We start from the raw sequence: 21,179 nt of genomic DNA, 5'->3' as shown, positions 1-21,179 counted from the left end.
TGCACCAGCAGTGTTCCCATTAGGCACAACCACTGTAACATGGACTGTAGTAGATGGTTCAGGTAATACGGCTACTGCTACACAATTAGTTACAGTAACAGATGTTGTTGTACCAACAATTACAGCACCAGCAGCTATTACTTGGCCAGCAAACATTGGATGTTTTGCAGTAAATGTAATGTTAGGTACACCAGCAATAGCAGATAACTGTTCAATTGTAAGTCTTACTAATAATGCTCCTTTTGTATTCCCTATAGGAAATACAACTGTGACATGGACAGTAACTGATAATTCAGGAAATGTATCTACTGCAACACAAATCGTAACGATTGTAGATACTGTTGCTCCATTTATCGTAGCACCAATTGCTATCAATACCACAACAAATTCAGGTTGTACAGCAGTAGGGTTAGTATTAGGTAATCCAGTGGTATTAGACAACTGTTCAGTAGCAAGTTTAACTAATGATGCACCAGCAGCATTCCCATTAGGAACTACAACCGTAACATGGACCGTAGTAGATGCATCTGGAAATATAACAACTGCTACACAATTAGTAACAGTTATTGATACTACTTTACCAACAATTATAGCTCCAACAGGAGTCAATATAACCACCAATACAGGTTGTACTGCAACCGGCGTTGTATTAGGTACGCCAGTAACAGCGGATAATTGTTCAGTAGCAAGTGTAACCAATAATGCACCAGTAGCGTTCCCATTAGGAACAACTACAGTAACGTGGACAATTGTTGATGCTTCAGGTAATGTGAATACAGCTAATCAACTAGTTACTGTTACAGATACAACTATGCCAATTATTACAGCACCAACAGCTGTAACTGTTGCAACAAACAATGGATGTTATGCCGTAAATGTTGTATTAGGAACACCAGTAACTTCTGACAATTGTTCAGTGGTAAGTGTTACTAACAATGCGCCAGCTTCGTTCCCATTAGGAACAACAACAGTTACTTGGACGGTAGTTGATGGTTCAGGAAATGTATCTACAGCAACACAAACGGTAGTAGTTGAAGATATACAATTGCCTACCATCGTAGCTCCAATAGCATTAAATGTAACTACAAACACAGCTTGTACAGCAACAGGAGTTGTTTTAGGTAATCCAGTAGCAACAGATAATTGTTCTGTCGTTAGTGTGACAAATAATGCTCCAGTAGCATTCCCATTAGGAGCTACTACAGTTACGTGGACAGTAGTTGATGGTTCTGGAAATATAGCAACTGCTACACAATTAGTAACAGTAACAGATGCAACAGTTCCAACAGTACTAACACAGCCTATTACTATTGCTTTAGACATTAATGGTCAAGTAAGTATTACAGCTGCTAATGTTAATAATGGTTCATTCGACAATTGTGCAATAAGTACAATGAGTGTAAGTCCATCAAGTTTCACATGCGCAAATGTAGGGGCTAATATAGTTACATTAACAATAACTGACGTAAATGGTAATACTGCAACAAACACAGCCATTGTAACTGTTATTGACGCAATTTTACCAACAGTAGTTACTCAAAATATTAGTATAGAGTTAGATAGTTTTGGGGATGCATCAATTACTGCAGATATGATTGATAATGGATCATTTGATAATTGTGGAATTGCAAGTATTTCAGTAAATGTTTTAGACTTTAATTGTAATGATTTAGGAGCTAATACAGTAATATTGACAGTAACAGATGTTAATGGAAATATAGCAACTGGAACCGCAATTGTAACTGTAGTGTCTACAGCAGATGATAATGATCAAGACGGAAGCAATGATAATTGTGATGATGATGATGATAATGATGGAATAGCAGATGAAGATGATAATTGTCAATTCGTTTATAATCCAAACCAAGCAGATAATGAACAAGACGGTATGGGTGATATTTGTGATGACGATGATGATAATGATGGTGTTTTAGATACAGATGATAACTGTCCATTTATATACAATCCTGGTCAAGAGGATAGAGATAATGACGGTATAGGTGATGTATGTGATACTATTGAGATCAATATTTCTGAAGCTATTACCCCTAATGGAGATGGAATTAATGATACTTGGATGATTTATAACATTCAAAGCCATCCAAATAATACTGTTAGAGTATTTAATCGTTGGGGTGACCTAGTATTTAATGCTAGAGGTTATCAAAATGAGTGGGATGGACATTATAAAAACCGTGACCAATCTTTACCAGATGGAGGTTCATATTACTATCAAATTGATTTGGATGGAAATGGAACTGTTGATTATGATGGTTGGTTATATATCTCTAGAAAATAATCGTGTCACATTAGGAAATGAAACAAATTATGAAAAAAACAATTATTCTATTAGGACTACTGCTTTTAACAAGCAGTAGCCTATTAGCTCAGCAAGAAAGTATGATTACTTTCTATAAAAGTCATTTGAATTTGGTAAATCCGGCATTTGTAGGTTCGGATGATAGTGCTAGTTTTCAATCATCGATAAGACAGCAATGGACAGGAATTAAGGATGCTCCTTCAACACAAGCAGTATCATTTATGACTCCATTAGGGAATAAAAAATTAGCAATAGGTATTTCTTATATCCATGATAAGGTATTTATAGAGAAACAATCTTTTGTTGCTATCGATTTCTCATATCAAGTAAAGCTTTCAGAGAAGTTAGATTTATATATGGGTATTAAAGCAGGAGGGAACAATTATGAAGTAAATACAGAGGGATTAGAAACTTATAATGTGATTGCAGACCCTAGTTTGGCATCAATTTCAAGATTTAATCCAAATGTAGGAGTAGGTTTTTACCTAAAACATAATAAATTTTATTTATCCTTATCAACTCCAAGAATGTTAAATACTGAGCGAGCAAAAAATGAAGATGGCTATGCTACAGTATCTACAGATAGGGTACATTATTATGTATCTGGAGGATATAATTTTATGTTGAGTTCAACGGTTGATTTAGTTCCATCATTTATGGTTCGTTATGTAAATGGAGCCCCATTTTCAACAGATTTCACAGCTACAACTATTTTCGATGAAGTATTTCATTTAGGAGCTACTTATCGTACAGATAAATCTTTGGCTGGAATGGCTCAAGTAAGAGTTAGTAAGAAAATGATGTTGGGTTATGCTTACGAGTATAGTCTAAGAAGTGAACTTTTAGGTAGAGCCAATGGTTCGAATGAATTTTTTATAAAGTTTAAATTTTAATGATTTAAACTCATAATACTGAAAACTGTTTAGTTGATTTATTTATTTAATTAACAGCTACCCTCAATTGATTTATTCAGTTGGGGGTAGTTTTTTTAATCTAATTAAAAAATAAAGAATTTTAGAACTCAGCTGCTTTTTGAATTGTGATTTCTTCTTTTGAAATAGGATGCATAAATGTTAAGTATTCAGCATGTAAGTGTAGTCGATTGGATTTGGTACCATATAAATCATCTCCGACAATTGGAGTATGCAAGCCTAATTCATGTGAAGCATGAACCCTAAGTTGATGTGTTCGCCCAGTAATAGGATAGAAGTGTACTCTGGTTTTATTATTTTCTATTGCTATAACTTCCCATCTTGTTTGTGCAAATTTGCCATGTTCATAACAAACTAATTGTCTAGGTCTGTCGTCTAAATCTACTCGAAGTGGTAATTCAATAACACCTTCATTTTTATTAATTATACCATCCAATAGAGCAACATAACGTTTTTTAATAGTTCGTTTGATAAATTGACTTTGCAATTGCTTATAAGCTTCTTCATTTTTTGCAATTAATAATAAGCCAGAAGTAGACATGTCTAAGCGATGTACAATTAAAGGACCTGTTGCATTTGGATAAAGTTTTTTAACTCTTTGATAAACGGAATCAGTAATAATTTTTCCGGGAACTGACAAAAATTCGGCAGGTTTATTAACCACGAGTAATATTTCATCTTCGTACACAATTTCAATTTCTTTTCCTTCTGCTGGATTTTCCTGAAACGGATTAGCATACATATCTAACCCTTTTAACATATGAGAAAGTAAAATGGGTTCACATTTACTTTTACAAGCTGGATAAAATTGCTTGTGCTTTCTAATTTCTGATTTTGGCGATTGTCCCCACCAAAACTCTGCCATAGCTATAGGTTTAAATTGATGGTTAAAAGCATAATGTAACAATTTTGGTGCGGCACATTCTCCAGCACCAGCTGGTGGATTGTTGTCAAATATTTCTCCAATACTTTTTCGTTCACCATATAGATTTAAAAATGAATACTCGGCAAATAGTTTTTGTTGTAATGTACCCGATTTCTGTCTGCGTTCTTCTTTAAGAGAATTGATTTTATCCAAAAATAAATCAACTTCTTTTTGAGCATTCATGATTTGGAAATTCCAATATTTAGTCATTTTCTTTAGTAAAATGCTTTCTCTTTTGCTCTCTTCCGAAAGTTCATGCTCTAAGGTTTGCTTTGCAAGTTCACGATTGCTCGTGCCATTTTCAGATAAAGATAAATTAGTGAATGAATTTCTTTTCTCGTCACGTTCAATTTTTAGTCTTTTGATTTTATTTTTTTGATTTTGAATATCTGTTGCAGCTTCAATTTTTGTAGCTTGTAATTGAATTTCTTTGGTTCGAAGTTCGTCTGAATTTTCTAAAAATTCAATTTGACGATTAATGGAATTTAAGATTTCTTCTTCTTTTCTAAAAAAACCATCCTCGTGCAACATATCAAAAATGGTAGGAACAAAATAGGGAAGGTGATTTACATTAGCAAGCTTTCCTGAAAAAGCCCACAAATATCCCAATTCTCCTTCTTTGTTTTGACAAACCAAAACACCAAACATTTTTCCAATAATTAAGCCTTTTTGATTTTCCTCTAAACCAAAATTATGTTCAAAGTCCGTTTGTGATTGTAAATAATTTTGTAATTCTTGAGCCGCAATTTTGCTCAATATGTGAGGTTCATAATAAAACGGAAAAGTAAATTTTTCAGGTAATTCTATACCAGAAATATCAGTTTTAAATCTTTGAAATAAATTAGTTACCATAGCGCAAAGGTAATACAAATAAAAAAGTTGGTTATGCAATACATAACCAACTTTTTTATAAACTAATAATTAGTTTTTTTATTTCAAATGCACATCAAAATAATCGGCAATTTTTGCATACATGTGAATTCTATCTTTACCACTTACATTATGTTCGTGATTAGGGTATAAGAAATAATCAACTTGTTTTCCCGCTTTGATACATGATTCTATAAAGTTCATACTGTGTTGTTGCACTACTACTGGATCTTGAGCGCCATGGATAACTAATAATCTTCCTTTTAAGTCTTTTGCTTTGTTCAATAAAGAAGTTTTTTCATATCCTTCTGGGTTTTCTTGCGGCATATCCATATAACGCTCTCCATACATAATTTCGTAATATTTCCAATCGATAACTGGTCCACCTGCAACACCAACTTTAAAAACATCAGCATGATTTGTCATTAATGAAGTTGTCATGAAACCACCAAAACTCCAACCAAAAACTCCAATTTTATCCGCATCAACAAAAGATTTTGATTTTAAGAATTCAATTCCTTTCATTTGGTCAGCCATTTCGTTTACACCTAAATTTCTATGGGTAACCTCACAGAATTTTTTTCCACGAGAATCACTTCCTCTATTGTCTAATGTAAATACAACATAGCCTTTTTGAGCCATGTAGATATCAAAATATCCAGCTCCGCCTAGCCAACGATTATTGACTAATTGTGCGTGAGAACCACCATATACATATACCATCACAGGATATTTTTTAGTAGCATCAAAGTTGGCTGGATAAATCAATCTTCCATTTAAAGGTGTTTTACCATCAGGAGAAGTTAAGGTTACGAATTCAATTTTAGGCAAATCAATTTTCCCAGTGAAAGGATTTTCAGCTTTTACTAAAGTAGTATTCGCCATTTTATTTTTGATATTTAAAATGGAAATTTCGTTTGGAGTTGTTAAGTTGCTGTATTGATCTAAAATCATAGTTCCATCAGAAGAAATTGAAGCCGCATGTGTTCCGGAAATTGTAGTTAACTGAATTGTTTTTCCTGATTTTAAATCTACTTGAAACAATTGACGGTCTAGTCCATTATTGGTAGTTCCAATGTAATTTATTTTTGTGTTTGAAGCATCGAAACCTAGTACTTCTTTTACAACAACATCTTTAAAACCTAAGTTTTTCAATAATTTACCTTCGGTATTATACAAATACATTTGGTTGAAACCAAAGAAATCGGTTTGATAAATAAACTGTGAAGGATTATTAGGAACAAAAGTTAAAGGATGTTGTGGCTCAACCCATGTTGATGCTTTTTCCTCAAATAATGTTTTTACAAAGGCACCTGTTGTAACATCATATTTGTTGAATTTCAAGTGGTTTTGTTCACGATTTAAAATACCAATAAAAATGTGTTTCCCAGTTGGTTCCCAAGAAACCATTGTTAAATATTGTTCTTTAGGTTCTCCTGTTTGAATAGTTATTTTTTTTCCTGAGCTTACATCATAGATAACCAAAGTTACATTTTCACTAGTCATTCCTGACATTGGATATTTTATGTCTTTATTAGTAGCTTCGCGTTCGTTCCAATTAGTAAGTGGGTAATTTGCCACCATGCTTTCATCTTTACGATAAAACGCTAATTGTGTTCCTTTTTCGTTCCACCACATACCTCTATCGATGCCAAATTCTTGACGGTGTACATAATCAGAACCATTTACAATTGCTTTATTTTCGTCATTTGTCACTTCAATAACTTGACCTGAAGGAGTTGTAATTCTAATGTTGTTATCTAATAACCAAGCAACGTTATTATTTGAGGCAAATTTTGCCTGAGCACCTTCATTAGAATAACTAACTACCGAAGTAATTTGTTTTGTAACTACATCATAAGTTACTTTATAATTGTTTTTTTTGCCAGAAACTTCAGTTTCAAAAGTGTTAGAAGTTTTCCATTCTATTGCAAATGGGAATGTTCTAAGCGTAAATTCGTCAGCAGTTAATTTTGATTTCAAAGCGGATTCAAACTCAGTTTTAGTAGCTAAATTTGTTGCATTCCATCCATTTGTAGCACTTTTTTCAACAAGAGTAGAAAAATCGGAACTTAAATAAGTGATTGACTTTGAGTCTTTTCGCCATTGTTGTGCGGTTTGAGTTGTTGGAGCATATTTTCTTGGCCCAAAAACAGTTTCTTCAATGGTTAAATTTTGCCCTACAGCAAAACTTCCGACCAATAGAAAACTTAGGATATATTTTTTCATTACTAATAAATTATTTTTGTATTAGTATTTAAAATCAAATAATTGTTACAAAAAAATCCGATTCATTGCTAAATCGGATTAAATTTTATTGTTTTATTATTTTTTCTATCTTTTTACCTTCATTAGTAACTATTTCAATGAAATAATATCCTGTTTTTAGTTTGGAAACATCGATGTGTTCAAAATTTGAAGTATTCGTATTAACAATTTGACCTAATGAGTTATAAATTGTTATTCTTTTAATATTTAAGTTTGTTTCTGTTGATAGTTTCAAATAATCATTAAATGGATTTGGGTATATTTTTATTTCATTATTTTGGAAATTTTCATTACTCAATGCACAATTTGAATTTGTATTAAAAGTTACAAGTTCTTGTGGAGAACTTGAATAAAACATTGATGAATCTAAATCTTGTTGATCTAAGCAAACATGAACTAATGAAGGACAATTTAAAAACATCGAACAAGTGTAATCAATTCCTTGCATTAATAAAATTATGCAAGAATTTGTTATTCCATTTTTTAATTGAACAGTTTGTAAGTTGATGTTATTAGAAAAATCTCCTTGTACAAAGCCTGTACTACTTAGGTCTATAGTTGTTATTAAGTTTCCACTACAATATAGGTTTGTTAAATTTGGTAAATTATTTAAAGTTAAAGTGGTAATTAAATTGTCATTACAAAACAAAGATTGTAGAGTAATATTATTAAAAAATTCAATTGAAGAAATGAAATTTTGCGAACAAGACAAATATTGTAAGTTTGAAAAATAAATAATTTCATCAATGTTTGATATATTTTGATTGTTAATTGAAAGGTTAGTTACTAATAGAGCTTCCGAAAATTCAATTTCACCGTCATTATTAACATCAGCATCAATATCAGCCCCAGGATTTGCATCATTATTAATACAAATCGTATTTACCAAAGCATTTTTAAAATTTGCATCAGTAAATGTTATATTTTGTGCATTAGATAAAAATGAAAATCCTAAAATAAATAAGAAATATTTACACATATACATGTTATTAAAACATAAAATTACAAAAAAATCCGATTCATTACTAAATCGGATTATTATTTTAAATCGGATTGAAATTATAAAACACCTAATTCAACCATACATTGTTTCATCATTTCATAAGTTCTTTCTATATCATTATCCAAACCAATTGAGAAACGAATTAAACCATCACTTAAACCCATTTCTTTTTGTTCTTCTAACGGAATTTCTGATGATGTGGAAGTTCCTGGGGCACTAAATAATGTTTTGTAAAAACCTAAACTTACTGCTAAATATCCTAAGTTTCTTTCTTGCATTAATTCCATTAGTGCATTGGCTTTATCTAAAGTTCCCACATCAATCGTCATCATACCTCCAAAACCATATTCTTCATTAATCATGGTCTTGTAGATTTCATGACTTGGATGACTAGCTAAACCTGGATAAACTGTTTTAATTCCGTCTGCTTCAAATTTGTTTGCCAAATACATTGCGTTGTGGCTATGTTGTTTCATTCTAATGTGTAATGTTCTTAAGTTTTTCATTACAGATGCCGAACGTAAACTATCCATTGTTGGTCCTAAAAGCATACTTGCTCCATCGTTTACATTTTTTAAACTGTTAATAAATTCTTGTGAAGCACAAACTACACCACCAACTGTATCACTACTTCCGTTAATGTATTTTGTTAGCGAATGTATAACAATATCAGCACCTAGTTTCGCTGGTGCAACTGATAAAGGAGAAAATGTATTGTCAATTACCAATTTTATATTGTGTTTTTTAGCAATTTTAGCTAATGAAGCAATATCCGCAACTTCTAATAACGGATTACTAACGGTTTCACAGTATAAAGCTTTCGTATTTGGAGTAATTGCAGCTTCAACAACATCCAATTTTGTAATGTCAACAAATGTTGCTTTGATCCCCATTCTTGGAACAAAGTTCTTTAAAAAAGCATACGTTCCGCCATAGATTGTTCGACTAGAAACAATATGATCACCGTTTCCACATAATTGCAAAAGAGTTGGAGTAATAGCACCCATACCTGAAGCAGCAACATTTGCCGATTCGGTTCCTTCCATTGCAGCTAGTGCTTTGTCTAAGTATAGATTACTTGGTGAAGAATGACGTGAGTATAAATAACATCCTTCAGCATTACCTTCAAAAGTATCGAACATAGTTTTTGCAGAAAGGAAAGTATAGGTAGAACTATCTGAAATAGATGGATTTACACCACCAAATTCACCAAAATATTGTAAATCTTGTATGCGGTCAGCTGGATTGAAATTTTTCATAAATTTGAAGTTTAGTTGTTTAATAGTTTTCAAACTTCCGAAATACTAATTTATTTTTCAATACTTTGGATTAAAATTAGTTTTTTATTCATTAAATAGCTATTTTTGTAGATAATAAAACTAAAAATATCCCTATAAGTAATTTAAAACAAAAACACTTATACTTTAATTAATGGATGCAATTGATAAAAAATTATTAGGATTACTTCAAGAAGATACTAAAAAAACAACCAAAGAACTATCCATGGTTTTAAATCTTTCGGTAACTGCTGTTTACGAACGTATTAAAAAGTTAGAACGTGAAGGCGTAATTAGCAAGTATGTTGCTATTTTAGATCGAAATAAAATTGAGAAAGCGTTTGTTGTATTTTGTCACATTAAGTTAATTCAGCATACCAAAGATTTGATTCATACATTTGAAAGCGAAGTTGTTAAACTTGATGAAGTGTTAGAATGTTTTCATGTGAGTGGTGATTATGACTATATTTTGAAAGTAAATGTGAAAGATATGGATGAATATCGTGAATTTATGGTGACTAAACTAACAGGATTGCAGCATATTGGTAGTACGCACAGTTCGTTTATGATAGGAGAAGTTAAAAATACAACCGCTTTTACTTTGTAGATTAGCTATAATAATTTACCAATTTATCTGTAAATAATTAATTCAAAAAGCGTTACTTTTGTATCCGAATTTAAGTCAAACAACAAACTTTATATAAAATCATGAGTCAATTTGATGTAACCATTATAGGTTCTGGACCTGGAGGATATGTTTCTGCTATCCGTTGTGCCCAATTAGGTTTTAAAACAGCTATTATTGAAAAATATTCAACTCTTGGAGGAACTTGTTTAAATGTAGGATGTATTCCATCGAAAGCATTATTAGCATCTTCTCATCATTACGAAGAGTTACAACACTTTGCTGACCACGGAATTGAAGTTTCGGGAGAAGTAAAAGTGAATTTAGAAAAAATGATTGCTCGTAAACAAGCAGTTGTGGATCAAACTTCGGGTGGTGTAAAATTCTTAATGGACAAAAACAACATCACAGTTTTCAATGGAGTAGGTTCGTTTGAAAGCGCTACTTCTGTAAAAGTGACTAAAGAAGATGGTTCTTCAGAAATTATCGAATCTAAAAATATTATTATTGCTACAGGTTCTAAACCATCAAGCTTACCATTTATCAAATTAGATAAAGATAGAATCATCACTTCTACAGAAGCTTTGAAACTAAAAGAAGTTCCTAAACACCTAGTAATTATTGGTGGTGGTGTTATCGGAATCGAATTAGGTCAAGTATATTTACGTTTAGGAGCACAAGTTTCTGTAGTAGAATTTATGGACAGAATTATTCCAGGAATGGATGCTGCTTTGTCAAAAGAATTGACTAAAGTGTTGAAAAAACAAGGTATGAAATTCTACACGTCTCACAAAGTTCAATCGGTAGAAAGAGCTGGAGATATTGTAACGGTTAAAGCAGAAAACGCTAAAGGAGAAATCATCACATTAGAAGGTGATTATTCATTAGTTTCTGTTGGTCGTCGTCCTTATACAGATGGTTTAAATGCTGAAAAAGCTGGTGTAAAAGTTACCGAAAGAGGTCAAATTGAAGTAAACGATCATTTACAAACCTCGGCTTCAAATATTTATGCAATTGGTGATGTGGTTCGTGGAGCCATGTTAGCACACAAAGCGGAAGAAGAGGGTGTTTTAGTTGCAGAAATTTTAGCAGGACAAAAACCACATCTTGATTATAATTTAATTCCAGGCGTAGTTTACACTTGGCCTGAAGTTGCCGCAGTTGGTAAAACAGAAGAGCAATTAAAAGCTGATGGAGTAGCTTACAAAGCAGGAAGTTTTCCATTCAAAGCATTAGGAAGAGCAAGAGCAGGAGGGGACACTGATGGATTTGTAAAAATCTTAGCCGATGCAAAAACCGATGAAGTATTAGGTGTTCACATGATTGGAGCAAGATGTGCTGATTTAATTGCAGAAGCAGTTACAGCTATGGAATTTAGAGCAAGTGCAGAAGATATTTCAAGAATGTCACACGCACACCCAACGTTTGCAGAAGCTATCAAAGAAGCAGCGTTAGCAGCAACTGAAAATAGAGCATTACACGTGTAATTAATTACTATTTATATTTTTTATGAAGAAAACATTTTTTATCTCTGCCTTCGCAATTTCATTATTATTACCAAGTTGTGCATCAATTATATCTGGTAGTCAACAAAAAATCGAATTTAATTCTACTCCAGCAGGTGCAATTGTATACGTAGATGGTGCTAATTTGGGAGTAACTCCAGTTACAACTAAATTAGAAAGAAGTAAAAAAGATCAAAAAGTTAGAATTGAGTTACAAGGTTACAAACCCTATGAGTTGACTTTAACTAGAAAAACAAATGGTTGGGTATGGGGTAACATCGCTTTTGGTGGAATTATAGGTTTAATTATAGATGCTAGTTCTGGTGCAATGTATAAATTAACCCCTAAACAAGTTAATGCGCAATTAGCAAATGGTGTTGTAATGAATAAGAAAAACGACACTTATATTGGAGTTGTTTTAGTTGCCGATGAAAATTGGGAAAAAATCGGTAATATAGAATTGAAATAGTTTATAAATTCAAATAAAAAAGCCCAAATTTCAAATGAAATTTGGGCTTTTTTATTTGAATTTATAAAATTAAGGTTTTACGATTACTTTGAAATCATTCCAATACGCATAAATTAAAAATACATTCGCTAGTAAAATTGCAGTAGACATCGGAATATCTGTTCCAGTGACAACCATGTGAATAAGAAAAATATTCACAGAAATCGGCATTAATAAAATAGTGCCTAATCTGCTAAATTTTCCACTTACCAACATTAATCCTGCTAATAATTCAATGGTTTTTGCTACAGGGAAAATATATTTTGATGCCATAAAACCAGTCATTAAAGTAGCCAAATCTCCAGTAGGAGCGGGTTGCTGTGGGCCAATTTTAAAAAAGTAAGAAATAGAAGCAAATAACATCATAGCTCCTAGAAGTACACGAACAATAATAGTTGCAATTTTCATAGTTTAAAAAATTTTGGTTAGTATCTCAAAGATATAAAAAATGTTTAATAAAAAAAGGTTGCCTAATTTGGCAACCTTAATTATTTCTTTTACAGTCTGTTATTTGTCGATAGAGCCCAATACACGCTTCATAAAATCATTTAAAGCAGTTTTTTTATCGGCACCGTTTTTTATCAATGGATGTACTTCAAGTGCTCCATACATATTTGATATTAGTTCTCCTATTACATCTAATTCCTCATCTTTTAAAGAGGAAACTTCACATAAATTTTCTAATACTTCAATAGTTTCAACTAAATAATCTTGATCGTTATCTTCAATAAATTGAGTTAACTGTTTTATAATGGGTAATTTCATATTTATTTTTGTTTCAAGTTTAAGGTTTCAGGTTGTTTTTAGTTGTATTCACAAACTTGAAACTTATAATTAAACTACTTCTGCAACTAATTCAGCTAAAACTTCAGCTTTGTTAGTTTGTGTTTGATTTACTAAAGCTCCATTTTTAAATGTTGCAAATGTTGGTAAATTATCCACTTTTGCTAATTTTCTAGATTCAGGAAATTTTTCAGCATCTACAATTAAAAAAGGTATATTCTCGTTTTGTGAAGCCATCATTTTAAATTTAGGCTTCATAATACGACAATTACCACACCAAGAGGCAGCATATTGTACTACAACTACTTCATTTGAAGCTATTATTTCCGCTAAATTATCTTGTTCTATTTCTGTAAACATTTTTTTTAAATTTCAATTGCAACGACAATATCAAAATTTAAGTATTGAATATTGTCATTGCTATTTGTTATTGAATTAGTGAGAAGCTAAATAAGCAGCAGTACTATTTCTGTCAGCATTCATTGCATCTTTCCCTTCTTCCCAGTTTGCTGGACAAACTTCACCTTTAGTTTGAACATGTGTATAAGCATCAATTAATCTTAAGTACTCATTTACATTTCTACCTAATGGCATATCGTTTACGCTCTCATGGAAAATTTTTCCATCTTCGTCAATTAAATAAGTTGCTCTAAAAGTTACGTTTGAACCTTCTAAGATTTCGTCATTTAAATCTTCGTTATAAACCCATTCTGAATCTAATATATCTAAAGCGGCAGATAAATTTCTTGTTGTATCTGCTAAAAGAGGGTATGTTACACCTTCGATTCCACCGTTGTCTTTTGCAGTATTTAACCAAGCAAAGTGTACTTCGTTTGTATCACATGAAGCACCAATCACCATTGTGTTTCTTTTTTCAAATTCTTGTAAAGCTGCTTGAAAAGCGTGTAATTCTGTAGGACATACAAAAGTAAAATCTTTTGGATACCAAAATAAAACTACTTTTTTCTTGTTGTTAACTGCTTCTTCTAAAACGTTAATTCTTAAGTTGTCTCCCATAAAAGAGATTGCGTCAACTGTAATGTTTGGGAATTTTTTTCCTACTAATGCCATGATTTTTTATTTAAAATTATTGTTGTTTTTCTGATTGCGAAATTACAAATAGAATGATTAATAAAACATGATATTTATTATATTTTTAAATATGTATATAGAAAAAATTTATGATAAAAAATCTTATGAAAATTTGTGTTAAGGATAAAATAATATTCTGATGAATTAGTATCAAAAAAAAAACTTATAAAAAAATAGTATCATCAAAAGTGATGATACTATTAGAAAAATAATAACTTACACTATTTTTACTTCAAATCAAATCGATCTAAATTCATTACTTTGGTCCAAACTTTTATAAAATCATGAACAAATTTTTCTTTGTTATCATCTTGAGCATATACCTCTGCATAGGCTCTTAAAACTGAATTAGAGCCAAAAATTAAATCAACTCTTGTAGCTGTCCATATAGTCGCACCTGATTTTTTATCAACAATATTGTATAAGTTCTCCCCAACTGGTTTCCAACTATAATTCATATCAGTAAGATTTACAAAAAAGTCATTGCTCAAAATACCTTCACTATTCGTGAAAACACCATGTTTTGTTCCACCAAAGTTTGTGCCAAGAACACGCATTCCTCCAATTAAAACAGTCATTTCAGTAGCGGTTAATCCTAGTAGTTGTGCTCTGTCTAGCATTAATTCTTCTGGTTTTACCACATAATTTGATTTCATAAAGTTTCTGAAAGCATCATTTGTTGGTTCTAAAACTTCGAAAGATTCTACATCAGTCATTTCTTGCAACGCATCACCTCGTCCAGCATGAAATGGAACTTTTATATTAAATCCGCCTTCTTGAGCAGCTTTTTCAACAGCTGCGCTTCCGCCTAAAACAATTAAATCAGCGATGCTAACTTTTTTACTTAAACCTGACTGAATTTCAACTAATTTATTTAAAACTTTTTGTAATCTTTCTGGTTCATTGGCTATCCAATTTTTTTGAGGCTCCAATCGAATTCTTGCTCCATTTGCACCTCCTCTAAAGTCAGAACCTCTATACGTTCTAGCACTATCCCATGCAGTGTTGATTAGTTCAGTTCTTGTTAATCCACTGTTTAATAATTTAATTTTTAATTCTTCAATTTCAGCATCAGATAAGGTATAGTCTACTGAAGGAATAGGATCTTGCCAGATTAAATCTTCTTTTGGAACATCAGTTCCTAAATAACGATCTTTTGGACCTAAATCTCTGTGTGTTAATTTAAACCACGCTCTTGAGAATACTTCAGAAAAATAAGTAGGATCTTTATAAAATCGCTCTGAAATTTCTCTGTAAGTTGGGTCCATTTTCATTGCCATATCGGCATCGGTCATGATTGGATTTCTTCTTACTGATGGATTGTGGGCATCAATAGGTTTGTCTTCTTCTTTGATATTGATAGGTTCCCATTGCCAAGCACCAGCTGGACTTTTCTTTAATTCCCAATCATAGCTTAATAGCAAATAAAAGTATTCATTATCCCAACGAGTAGGGTGGGTTGTCCAAGAACCTTCTAAACCACTTGTTACAGCATTAGCACCGCCACCGTTTGGGTTTAACCAACCAAAACCTTGGTTTTCAATAGCCCCAGCTTCTGGTTCAGGACCTAGTTTAGACGCGTCACCATTTCCATGGGCTTTTCCTACTGTGTGTCCACCAGCAGTTAGAGCAACTGTTTCTTCATCATTCATTGCCATTCGTTTGAATGTGATGCGAACGTCATGTGCTGTTTTTAATGGGTTTGGTTGACCGTCGACTCCTTCTGGATTTACATAGATTAATCCCATCATAACAGCAGCTAGAGGATTTTCTAAATCCCTTTCTCCTGAATATCTACTGCCTTCACTTCCTGTTTTTGCTAACCATTCTTTTTCGGCTCCCCAATACACGTCTTTTTCAGGATGCCAGATGTCTTCACGTCCACCTGCGAAACCAAAGGTTTTTAATCCCATAGATTCATAAGCCATATTTCCAGCTAAAATCATCAAATCAGCCCATGAAATTTTATTTCCATATTTCTTTTTGATAGGCCACAATAATCTTCTGGCTTTGTCTAAGTTTCCATTATCGGGCCAGCTATTTAAAGGTGCAAATCTGATGTTTCCAGTTCCTGCACCGCCACGACCATCAGAAATTCTATAGGTGCCTGCTGAATGCCAAGCCATGCGAATCATTAAGCCTCCATAATGACCCCAATCGGCTGGCCACCAATCTTGACTGTCAAGCATAAATGCTCTTAAGTCATTTTTTAAAGCTTCTAAATCTAATTTCTTGAATTCGGCAGCATAATTAAAATTTTCACCTAGCGGATTTGTTTTAGTATCGTGTTGATGAAGTATATCTAAGTTGAGCGATTTTGGCCACCAATCTTGATTGGAAGTTCCTTTTGATGCCAAATTTTGATGAAATGGGCATTTGCTAATGTCGTTTGAATTTTCCATGATTATTTATTGATTATTTAATTTTTATGTTATAAAATTGATTTATTTTTAATAAAAAAAATATTGATTTAACAAATTTACAAAACGTTTCTGATGAATCTATAGATAATCTATGCTTATTTCTTATTTTAAAATAGATTTTAGTTATATCTTCTAAAATTGTTTTTTTATTTGTTCTAAATAATAAAATCCTATATTTGTTTTTCGTAAAAATTTTATACTAACAACCTATTAAATATGAACTTTTCTAATTTATTCAGAAGAAAAACAGTTGATGATATTTTAAAGCAAGTAGCAAAAAATGAGGCAGACGGGCATCATTCATTAGGTAAGCATTTGACTGCTAGAGATTTAACAGCTTTTGGTATTGCAGCTATTATAGGTGCAGGAATCTTTAGTACAATTGGAAAAGCGAGTGCCGATGGTGGTCCAGCAGTAATTTTCTTATTTATTTTTACAGCCATTGCATGTAGTTTTGCAGCGTTTGCTTACGCAGAATTTGCCTCAATGGTTCCCGTTTCTGGTAGTGCATATACATATTCATATGTTGCGTTTGGAGAAATTATTGCTTGGATAATAGGTTGGGCATTAATAATGGAATATGCTATTGGTAACATTACAGTAGCTATATCTTGGAGTGATTATTTTACGGGCTTACTTGAAAGTGGAGGAATGCATTTACCGCAATGGATTCAAATGGATTATTTAACAGCCTCAAAAGGGTTTGATGAAGCAACTGCATTAATGAACGGCGGAAAATCTTTCGAGAATTTATCAGATGGGTTAAAATCTGCCTATACCGCTTGGACTACAGCTCCAACACTTGGTAGTTTTCATTTAGTTGCTGACTTACCAGCATTGTTGATTATTGTTGTTATTACTTGGTTGGTTTACAGAGGGATGAAGGAATCACGTAATGCAAGTAATTTAATGGTTGTAGTAAAACTTTGCATAATATTACTGGTAATCGCCGTTGGAATATTTTATGTTGATACAGCAAATTGGGACCCATTTGCTCCTAATGGAGTAGGTGGTATTTTAAAAGGAGTTTCTGCTGTATTTTTTGCTTACATTGGTTTTGACGCTATTTCAACTACAGCTGAAGAATGTAAAGACCCGCAACGTGATTTACCAAGAGGTATGATGTGGGCAATTATTATATGTACAATTTTATATGTAATAATCGCTTTAGTTTTAACAGGAATGGTAAATTATGCAGATTTAAATGTGGGCGATCCATTAGCATTTGTTTTTGATAAATTAGATTTAAAATGGATGTCTGGAATTATAGCTGTGAGTGCCGTTGTGGCAATGGCAAGTGTATTATTGGTTTTTCAAATGGGACAACCTCGAATATGGATGAGTATGAGTCGTGATGGGTTATTACCAAAACGTTTTTCTAAAGTGCATCCAAAATACAAAACACCTTCTTACGCTACTATTGTTACAGGATTTGTAGTGGCTGTTCCAGCGTTGTTTTTGAATTTGACTATGGTCACTGATTTATGTAGTATTGGAACATTGTTTGCTTTTGTATTGGTTTGTGCAGGGGTTTTGGTTTTGCAAAATAGAACCGATATTCCAAGAGGGAAATTTAAAACACCTTATGTGAATTCTAAATATGTATTTCCATTGTTAATTTTTGTAGGTATTTCTATTGCCTTTACAGTAAATAAGCAGGCTACAATGGGATTTATCATGAATGAAAAGCAAATTAATGACGCAGCAACAATTGTAACTTCTCTAGAAGAATCGCAAACTAAAGAGGTTTTGGCTTATTTACAAGAAAAATCTTTAGTAAAAGAAACTAATGCTGATTTGGAAGAAGTACTAAGTAAGTTTTCTGAGGATGAAGTAGTATATAAAAATATTGTTGATTCATTGCCAATTGATAATACTATAAAGTATGAAAGTGGTTTTGCGCTATTCAAACACAAAATTCCGATGTGGATATTTTTGATATCATTAGTAGCATTTGCAGTATGGTCATGGAGACAAAACCTTTCATTAATTCCATTACTTGGATTAGTAAGTTGTTTATATATGATGGCTGAATTGAGTGTATGGAATTGGATTTACTTCACTATTTGGTTACTAATAGGATTAATCATTTACTTTGGATTTAGTCACAAGAATAGTAAATTGAATTTAAAAAATAATTTAGATTAGTATATAAAAAATCCCGATTAAATCGGGATTTTTTTTAATGATATAATGATTACACCTGAATTACACCTAAATTAAAGGGTTTTTCAATAGGTGCGTGGTTTGCAGCTTCAATTCCCATCGAAATCCAATTTCTGGTTTCTAATGGATCAATAATTGCATCTGTCCATAATCGAGAAGCTGCATAATATGGAGAAACTTGTTCGTCGTATCGTGCTTTAATTTTATCAAATAATGCGGCCTCTTTTATTTCATCAATCACTTCTCCTTTTGCTTTTAACGAAGAAGCTTCAATTTGTGCTAATACTTTTGCAGCTTGTGTACCGCCCATAACTGCTAATTCTGCACTTGGCCATGCAAATATTAGCCTTGGGTCATAAGCTTTTCCACACATAGCATAATTTCCTGCACCATATGAATTACCGACAATTACTGTGAATTTAGGAACTACTGAATTTGCCATTGCGTTTACCATTTTAGCGCCGTCTTTAATAATTCCACCATGCTCAGATTTTGAACCAACCATAAATCCGGTAACATCTTGTATAAAAACTAAAGGAATTTTCTTTTGATTACAATTAGCAATAAAACGTGTTGCTTTATCAGCAGAATCAGAATAAATTGCACCGCCAAATTGCATTTCTCCTTTAGCATTTTTTACAATTTTTCGTTGGTTTGCTACAATTCCTACTGCCCAACCGTCTATTCGTGCATAGGCTGTAATTAGCGTTTTTCCATAATCACCTTTGTATTCATCAAATTCTGAATTATCAACCAAGCGTTTAATTATTTCATACATATCATATTGGTCGGCACGCGATTTTGGTATAATTCCATAAATATCTTTAGGTTCTAAGGCTGGTTTTTCAGCTTTCACTCGATTGTATCCAGCTTTGTCGAAATCTCCTATTTTACCTACAATATTTTTAATACGATCTAAAGCATCTTTGTCGTTTTTTGCTTTATAGTCAGTTACTCCAGATATTTCACAATGAGTTGTCGCTCCTCCTAGAGTTTCATTGTCTATTGTTTCTCCAATGGCAGCTTTGACTAAATAACTACCTGCTAAAAATATACTACCTGTTTTATCAACAATCATTGCTTCATCACTCATAATAGGTAAATAAGCACCGCCTGCTACACAACTTCCCATGACTGCAGCAATTTGGGTGATTCCCATGCTACTCATGTGTGCATTATTTCTAAAAATACGACCAAAATGTTCTTTATCTGGAAAAATTTCATCTTGCATAGGTAAGTATACCCCTGCAGAATCTACTAAGTAAATAATAGGTAATCTATTCTCCATTGCAATTTCTTGCGCACGAAGGTTCTTTTTTCCTGTTATTGGAAACCAAGCACCTGCTTTTACAGTTGCATCATTTGCAACAACAATACATTGTTTTCCAGAGATGAAACCAATCTTAACAACCACACCACCAGAAGGACATCCACCGTGTTCTTTATACATTCCGTCACCTACAAAAGCACCAATTTCTATGCTTTTTGATTTTTCATCTAATAGATAATCAATACGCTCACGAGCAGTCATTTTACCTTCTGCATGCAATTTTTCAATTCTTTTTTCTCCACCGCCTAATTTAACTTGAGCAAATTTTTTGTTTAAATCAGAAAGTAAAAGTTTGTTATAATCTTCGTTTTTATTAAAATTAATGTCCATTTGGGTTTTGTTGTTTTATTGGATGGTAAAAATAAGAAAACGTTATCGAAAAAATATAATATTTTTAAATCTTAAATTTAATAACTTCTTATTATTGTTAAGTTAATGATAATTTAACATTGGAAAATTACTTTTGCACTGAATTTAAATACAAATAAAATGTCATTAAACAATATTTTTCAGTTTTTTGTTCCGAAAGATAAAAAGTTCTTTCCACTTTTCGAACAAGCTTCGGCAAATTTAATTTTATTAGCAGAAACCTTACATGAAGCAGTGAATGCTCCTAAAGGTGAAAGAGAAAACTACTTTAAAAAAATTGACGAATTAGAAGCCAATATTGAAGAAATTACTCATAAAACAAATATTGAATTGAGTAAAAATTTTATTACTCCATTTGATAGAGAAGACATCCACGCGTTAATCAAATCAATGGACAATGTAGCAGATTTTATGCAAGGAGCTACAAGTAGAATGCGTTTGTATCAAGTAGAAAAAATTACAAAATCAATTAGAAAATTAACAGAGATTAATTTAGAAGCTTGTCAATTAATTGGTGTTGGTATCAAAGAATTAAAAGATATGAACCACAAAGCTATTAAAGAAGCTTGTAAAAGAATTAATAAATTAGAAAGTAAAGCTGATGTTGTTTTTGATAAAGCTGTAGCTGATATTTTTGAAAACGAAAGTGATGCTAAAAACATTATCAAGTATAAAGAAGTATTATCTGCTTTAGAATCTGCTTCAGACAAATGTAAAAGTGTTTCTAATGTAATGGAACAAATTTCTGTAAAACATTCATAATAGTTTAATTTTAAAAAACCC

17 protein-coding genes are annotated in these 21,179 nt (G+C 32.2%); 7 read left to right on the top strand and 10 right to left on the bottom strand.

Translation table 11 applies throughout. The features are described from left to right. Together VK164_RS05830 and VK164_RS05825 are read left to right on the top strand one after the other, a co-directional pair. Nucleotides 1-2,299 (top strand): HYR domain-containing protein (locus VK164_RS05830; protein ID WP_324208461.1); only part of this gene is annotated, 2,299 nt, incomplete at its 5' end. 29 nt (nucleotides 2,300-2,328) lie between these two features. Further along, nucleotides 2,329-3,213 (top strand): type IX secretion system membrane protein PorP/SprF, encoded by an 885-nt coding sequence (locus VK164_RS05825; RefSeq protein WP_324208460.1) that lies wholly within the window; start codon nucleotides 2,329-2,331, stop codon nucleotides 3,211-3,213. A gap of 121 nt (nucleotides 3,214-3,334) precedes the next feature. Here VK164_RS05825 and VK164_RS05820 read toward each other — a convergent pair whose 3' ends face one another. The 4 genes from VK164_RS05820 to VK164_RS05805 all read right to left on the bottom strand — a co-directional run bounded on the left by VK164_RS05820 (nucleotide 3,335) and on the right by VK164_RS05805 (nucleotide 9,577). After that, the gene (locus tag VK164_RS05820; RefSeq protein ID WP_324208459.1) at nucleotides 3,335-5,029 is read right to left on the bottom strand and encodes an RluA family pseudouridine synthase; all 1,695 of its coding nucleotides are present in this window, start codon (nucleotides 5,027-5,029) and stop codon (nucleotides 3,335-3,337) included. 78 nt (nucleotides 5,030-5,107) lie between these two features. Then, nucleotides 5,108-7,276: a S9 family peptidase gene (locus VK164_RS05815; RefSeq protein ID WP_324208458.1), complete on the bottom strand. Its 2,169-nt coding sequence runs from the start codon at nucleotides 7,274-7,276 to the stop codon at nucleotides 5,108-5,110. 85 nt (nucleotides 7,277-7,361) lie between these two features. Continuing rightward, nucleotides 7,362-8,294, bottom strand: coding sequence for a T9SS type A sorting domain-containing protein (locus tag VK164_RS05810; RefSeq protein ID WP_324208457.1), 933 nt, complete (start codon nucleotides 8,292-8,294; stop codon nucleotides 7,362-7,364). Nucleotides 8,295-8,374: 80 nt separating this feature from the next. Then, nucleotides 8,375-9,577: an aminotransferase class I/II-fold pyridoxal phosphate-dependent enzyme gene (locus VK164_RS05805; protein WP_324208456.1), complete on the bottom strand. Its 1,203-nt coding sequence runs from the start codon at nucleotides 9,575-9,577 to the stop codon at nucleotides 8,375-8,377. A 172-nt stretch (nucleotides 9,578-9,749) separates the two neighbouring features. On the opposite strand from VK164_RS05805, the gene VK164_RS05800 reads away from it, so the two are divergent. The 3 genes from VK164_RS05800 (at nucleotide 9,750) to VK164_RS05790 (ending at nucleotide 12,194) form a co-directional block, all read left to right on the top strand. Further along, entirely contained in the window at nucleotides 9,750-10,202 is a 453-nt protein-coding gene (locus VK164_RS05800; protein WP_324208455.1) for an Lrp/AsnC family transcriptional regulator, read from the top strand. 101 nt (nucleotides 10,203-10,303) lie between these two features. Next, a complete protein-coding gene (lpdA, locus tag VK164_RS05795; protein ID WP_324208454.1) occupies nucleotides 10,304-11,707 on the top strand; it encodes a dihydrolipoyl dehydrogenase in 1,404 nt (467 codons plus the stop codon). A 22-nt stretch (nucleotides 11,708-11,729) separates the two neighbouring features. Further along, a complete protein-coding gene (locus VK164_RS05790; protein WP_324208453.1) occupies nucleotides 11,730-12,194 on the top strand; it encodes a PEGA domain-containing protein in 465 nt (154 codons plus the stop codon). Nucleotides 12,195-12,263: 69 nt separating this feature from the next. Here VK164_RS05790 and VK164_RS05785 read toward each other — a convergent pair whose 3' ends face one another. From VK164_RS05785 to katG, 5 genes are all read right to left on the bottom strand, one after another. Then, nucleotides 12,264-12,641, bottom strand: a complete 378-nt coding sequence (locus VK164_RS05785) for a DoxX family membrane protein (protein ID WP_324208452.1) — start codon at nucleotides 12,639-12,641, stop codon at nucleotides 12,264-12,266. Nucleotides 12,642-12,740: 99 nt separating this feature from the next. Beyond that, nucleotides 12,741-12,998 carry a DUF6952 family protein gene (locus tag VK164_RS05780; protein WP_324208451.1) on the bottom strand — a complete coding sequence of 86 codons (258 nt, stop codon included), beginning with the start codon at nucleotides 12,996-12,998 and terminating at the stop codon, nucleotides 12,741-12,743. Nucleotides 12,999-13,067: 69 nt separating this feature from the next. Then, nucleotides 13,068-13,376 carry a thioredoxin family protein gene (locus VK164_RS05775; RefSeq protein ID WP_324208450.1) on the bottom strand — a complete coding sequence of 103 codons (309 nt, stop codon included), beginning with the start codon at nucleotides 13,374-13,376 and terminating at the stop codon, nucleotides 13,068-13,070. A 75-nt stretch (nucleotides 13,377-13,451) separates the two neighbouring features. Next, nucleotides 13,452-14,087, bottom strand: a complete 636-nt coding sequence (locus VK164_RS05770; protein ID WP_324208449.1) for a peroxiredoxin — start codon at nucleotides 14,085-14,087, stop codon at nucleotides 13,452-13,454. A 248-nt stretch (nucleotides 14,088-14,335) separates the two neighbouring features. After that, nucleotides 14,336-16,510, bottom strand: a complete 2,175-nt coding sequence (gene katG / locus VK164_RS05765; protein ID WP_324208448.1) for a catalase/peroxidase HPI — start codon at nucleotides 16,508-16,510, stop codon at nucleotides 14,336-14,338. A 237-nt stretch (nucleotides 16,511-16,747) separates the two neighbouring features. Between katG and VK164_RS05760 the strand changes: the two genes are divergently transcribed. Further along, nucleotides 16,748-18,679: an amino acid permease gene (locus VK164_RS05760; protein WP_324208447.1), complete on the top strand. Its 1,932-nt coding sequence runs from the start codon at nucleotides 16,748-16,750 to the stop codon at nucleotides 18,677-18,679. Between the two features lie 49 nt (nucleotides 18,680-18,728). Here VK164_RS05760 and VK164_RS05755 read toward each other — a convergent pair whose 3' ends face one another. Then, complete coding sequence (locus VK164_RS05755) at nucleotides 18,729-20,357, bottom strand: acyl-CoA carboxylase subunit beta (protein WP_324208446.1); 1,629 nt, start codon at nucleotides 20,355-20,357, stop codon at nucleotides 18,729-18,731. A 159-nt stretch (nucleotides 20,358-20,516) separates the two neighbouring features. On the opposite strand from VK164_RS05755, the gene VK164_RS05750 reads away from it, so the two are divergent. After that, entirely contained in the window at nucleotides 20,517-21,158 is a 642-nt protein-coding gene (locus tag VK164_RS05750) for a DUF47 domain-containing protein (protein WP_324208445.1), read from the top strand. Nucleotides 21,159-21,179: the final 21 nt, after the last annotated feature.

It is taken from the genome of Flavobacterium sp. (assembly GCF_035299005.1).
In the GTDB taxonomy this organism is placed as follows: Bacteria; Bacteroidota; Bacteroidia; order Flavobacteriales; family Flavobacteriaceae; genus Flavobacterium.
Note: the sequence above shows the minus strand (reverse complement) of the source record. Positions and strands in the feature narration are given on the sequence as shown.

What these genes read in the sequence shown, in the direction of transcription:
- VK164_RS05825 (WP_324208460.1), top strand. Translation starts at nt 2,329, where the DNA reads ATGAAAAAAACAATTATTCTATTAGGACTACTGCTTTTAACAAGCAGT.
- VK164_RS05820 (WP_324208459.1), bottom strand. Translation starts at nt 5,029, where the DNA reads ATGGTAACTAATTTATTTCAAAGATTTAAAACTGATATTTCTGGTATA.
- VK164_RS05815 (WP_324208458.1), bottom strand. Translation starts at nt 7,276, where the DNA reads ATGAAAAAATATATCCTAAGTTTTCTATTGGTCGGAAGTTTTGCTGTA.
- VK164_RS05810 (WP_324208457.1), bottom strand. Translation starts at nt 8,294, where the DNA reads ATGTGTAAATATTTCTTATTTATTTTAGGATTTTCATTTTTATCTAAT.
- VK164_RS05805 (WP_324208456.1), bottom strand. Translation starts at nt 9,577, where the DNA reads ATGAAAAATTTCAATCCAGCTGACCGCATACAAGATTTACAATATTTT.
- VK164_RS05800 (WP_324208455.1), top strand. Translation starts at nt 9,750, where the DNA reads ATGGATGCAATTGATAAAAAATTATTAGGATTACTTCAAGAAGATACT.
- lpdA (WP_324208454.1), top strand. Translation starts at nt 10,304, where the DNA reads ATGAGTCAATTTGATGTAACCATTATAGGTTCTGGACCTGGAGGATAT.
- VK164_RS05790 (WP_324208453.1), top strand. Translation starts at nt 11,730, where the DNA reads ATGAAGAAAACATTTTTTATCTCTGCCTTCGCAATTTCATTATTATTA.
- VK164_RS05785 (WP_324208452.1), bottom strand. Translation starts at nt 12,641, where the DNA reads ATGAAAATTGCAACTATTATTGTTCGTGTACTTCTAGGAGCTATGATG.
- VK164_RS05780 (WP_324208451.1), bottom strand. Translation starts at nt 12,998, where the DNA reads ATGAAATTACCCATTATAAAACAGTTAACTCAATTTATTGAAGATAAC.
- VK164_RS05775 (WP_324208450.1), bottom strand. Translation starts at nt 13,376, where the DNA reads ATGTTTACAGAAATAGAACAAGATAATTTAGCGGAAATAATAGCTTCA.
- VK164_RS05770 (WP_324208449.1), bottom strand. Translation starts at nt 14,087, where the DNA reads ATGGCATTAGTAGGAAAAAAATTCCCAAACATTACAGTTGACGCAATC.
- katG (WP_324208448.1), bottom strand. Translation starts at nt 16,510, where the DNA reads ATGGAAAATTCAAACGACATTAGCAAATGCCCATTTCATCAAAATTTG.
- VK164_RS05760 (WP_324208447.1), top strand. Translation starts at nt 16,748, where the DNA reads ATGAACTTTTCTAATTTATTCAGAAGAAAAACAGTTGATGATATTTTA.
- VK164_RS05755 (WP_324208446.1), bottom strand. Translation starts at nt 20,357, where the DNA reads ATGGACATTAATTTTAATAAAAACGAAGATTATAACAAACTTTTACTT.
- VK164_RS05750 (WP_324208445.1), top strand. Translation starts at nt 20,517, where the DNA reads ATGTCATTAAACAATATTTTTCAGTTTTTTGTTCCGAAAGATAAAAAG.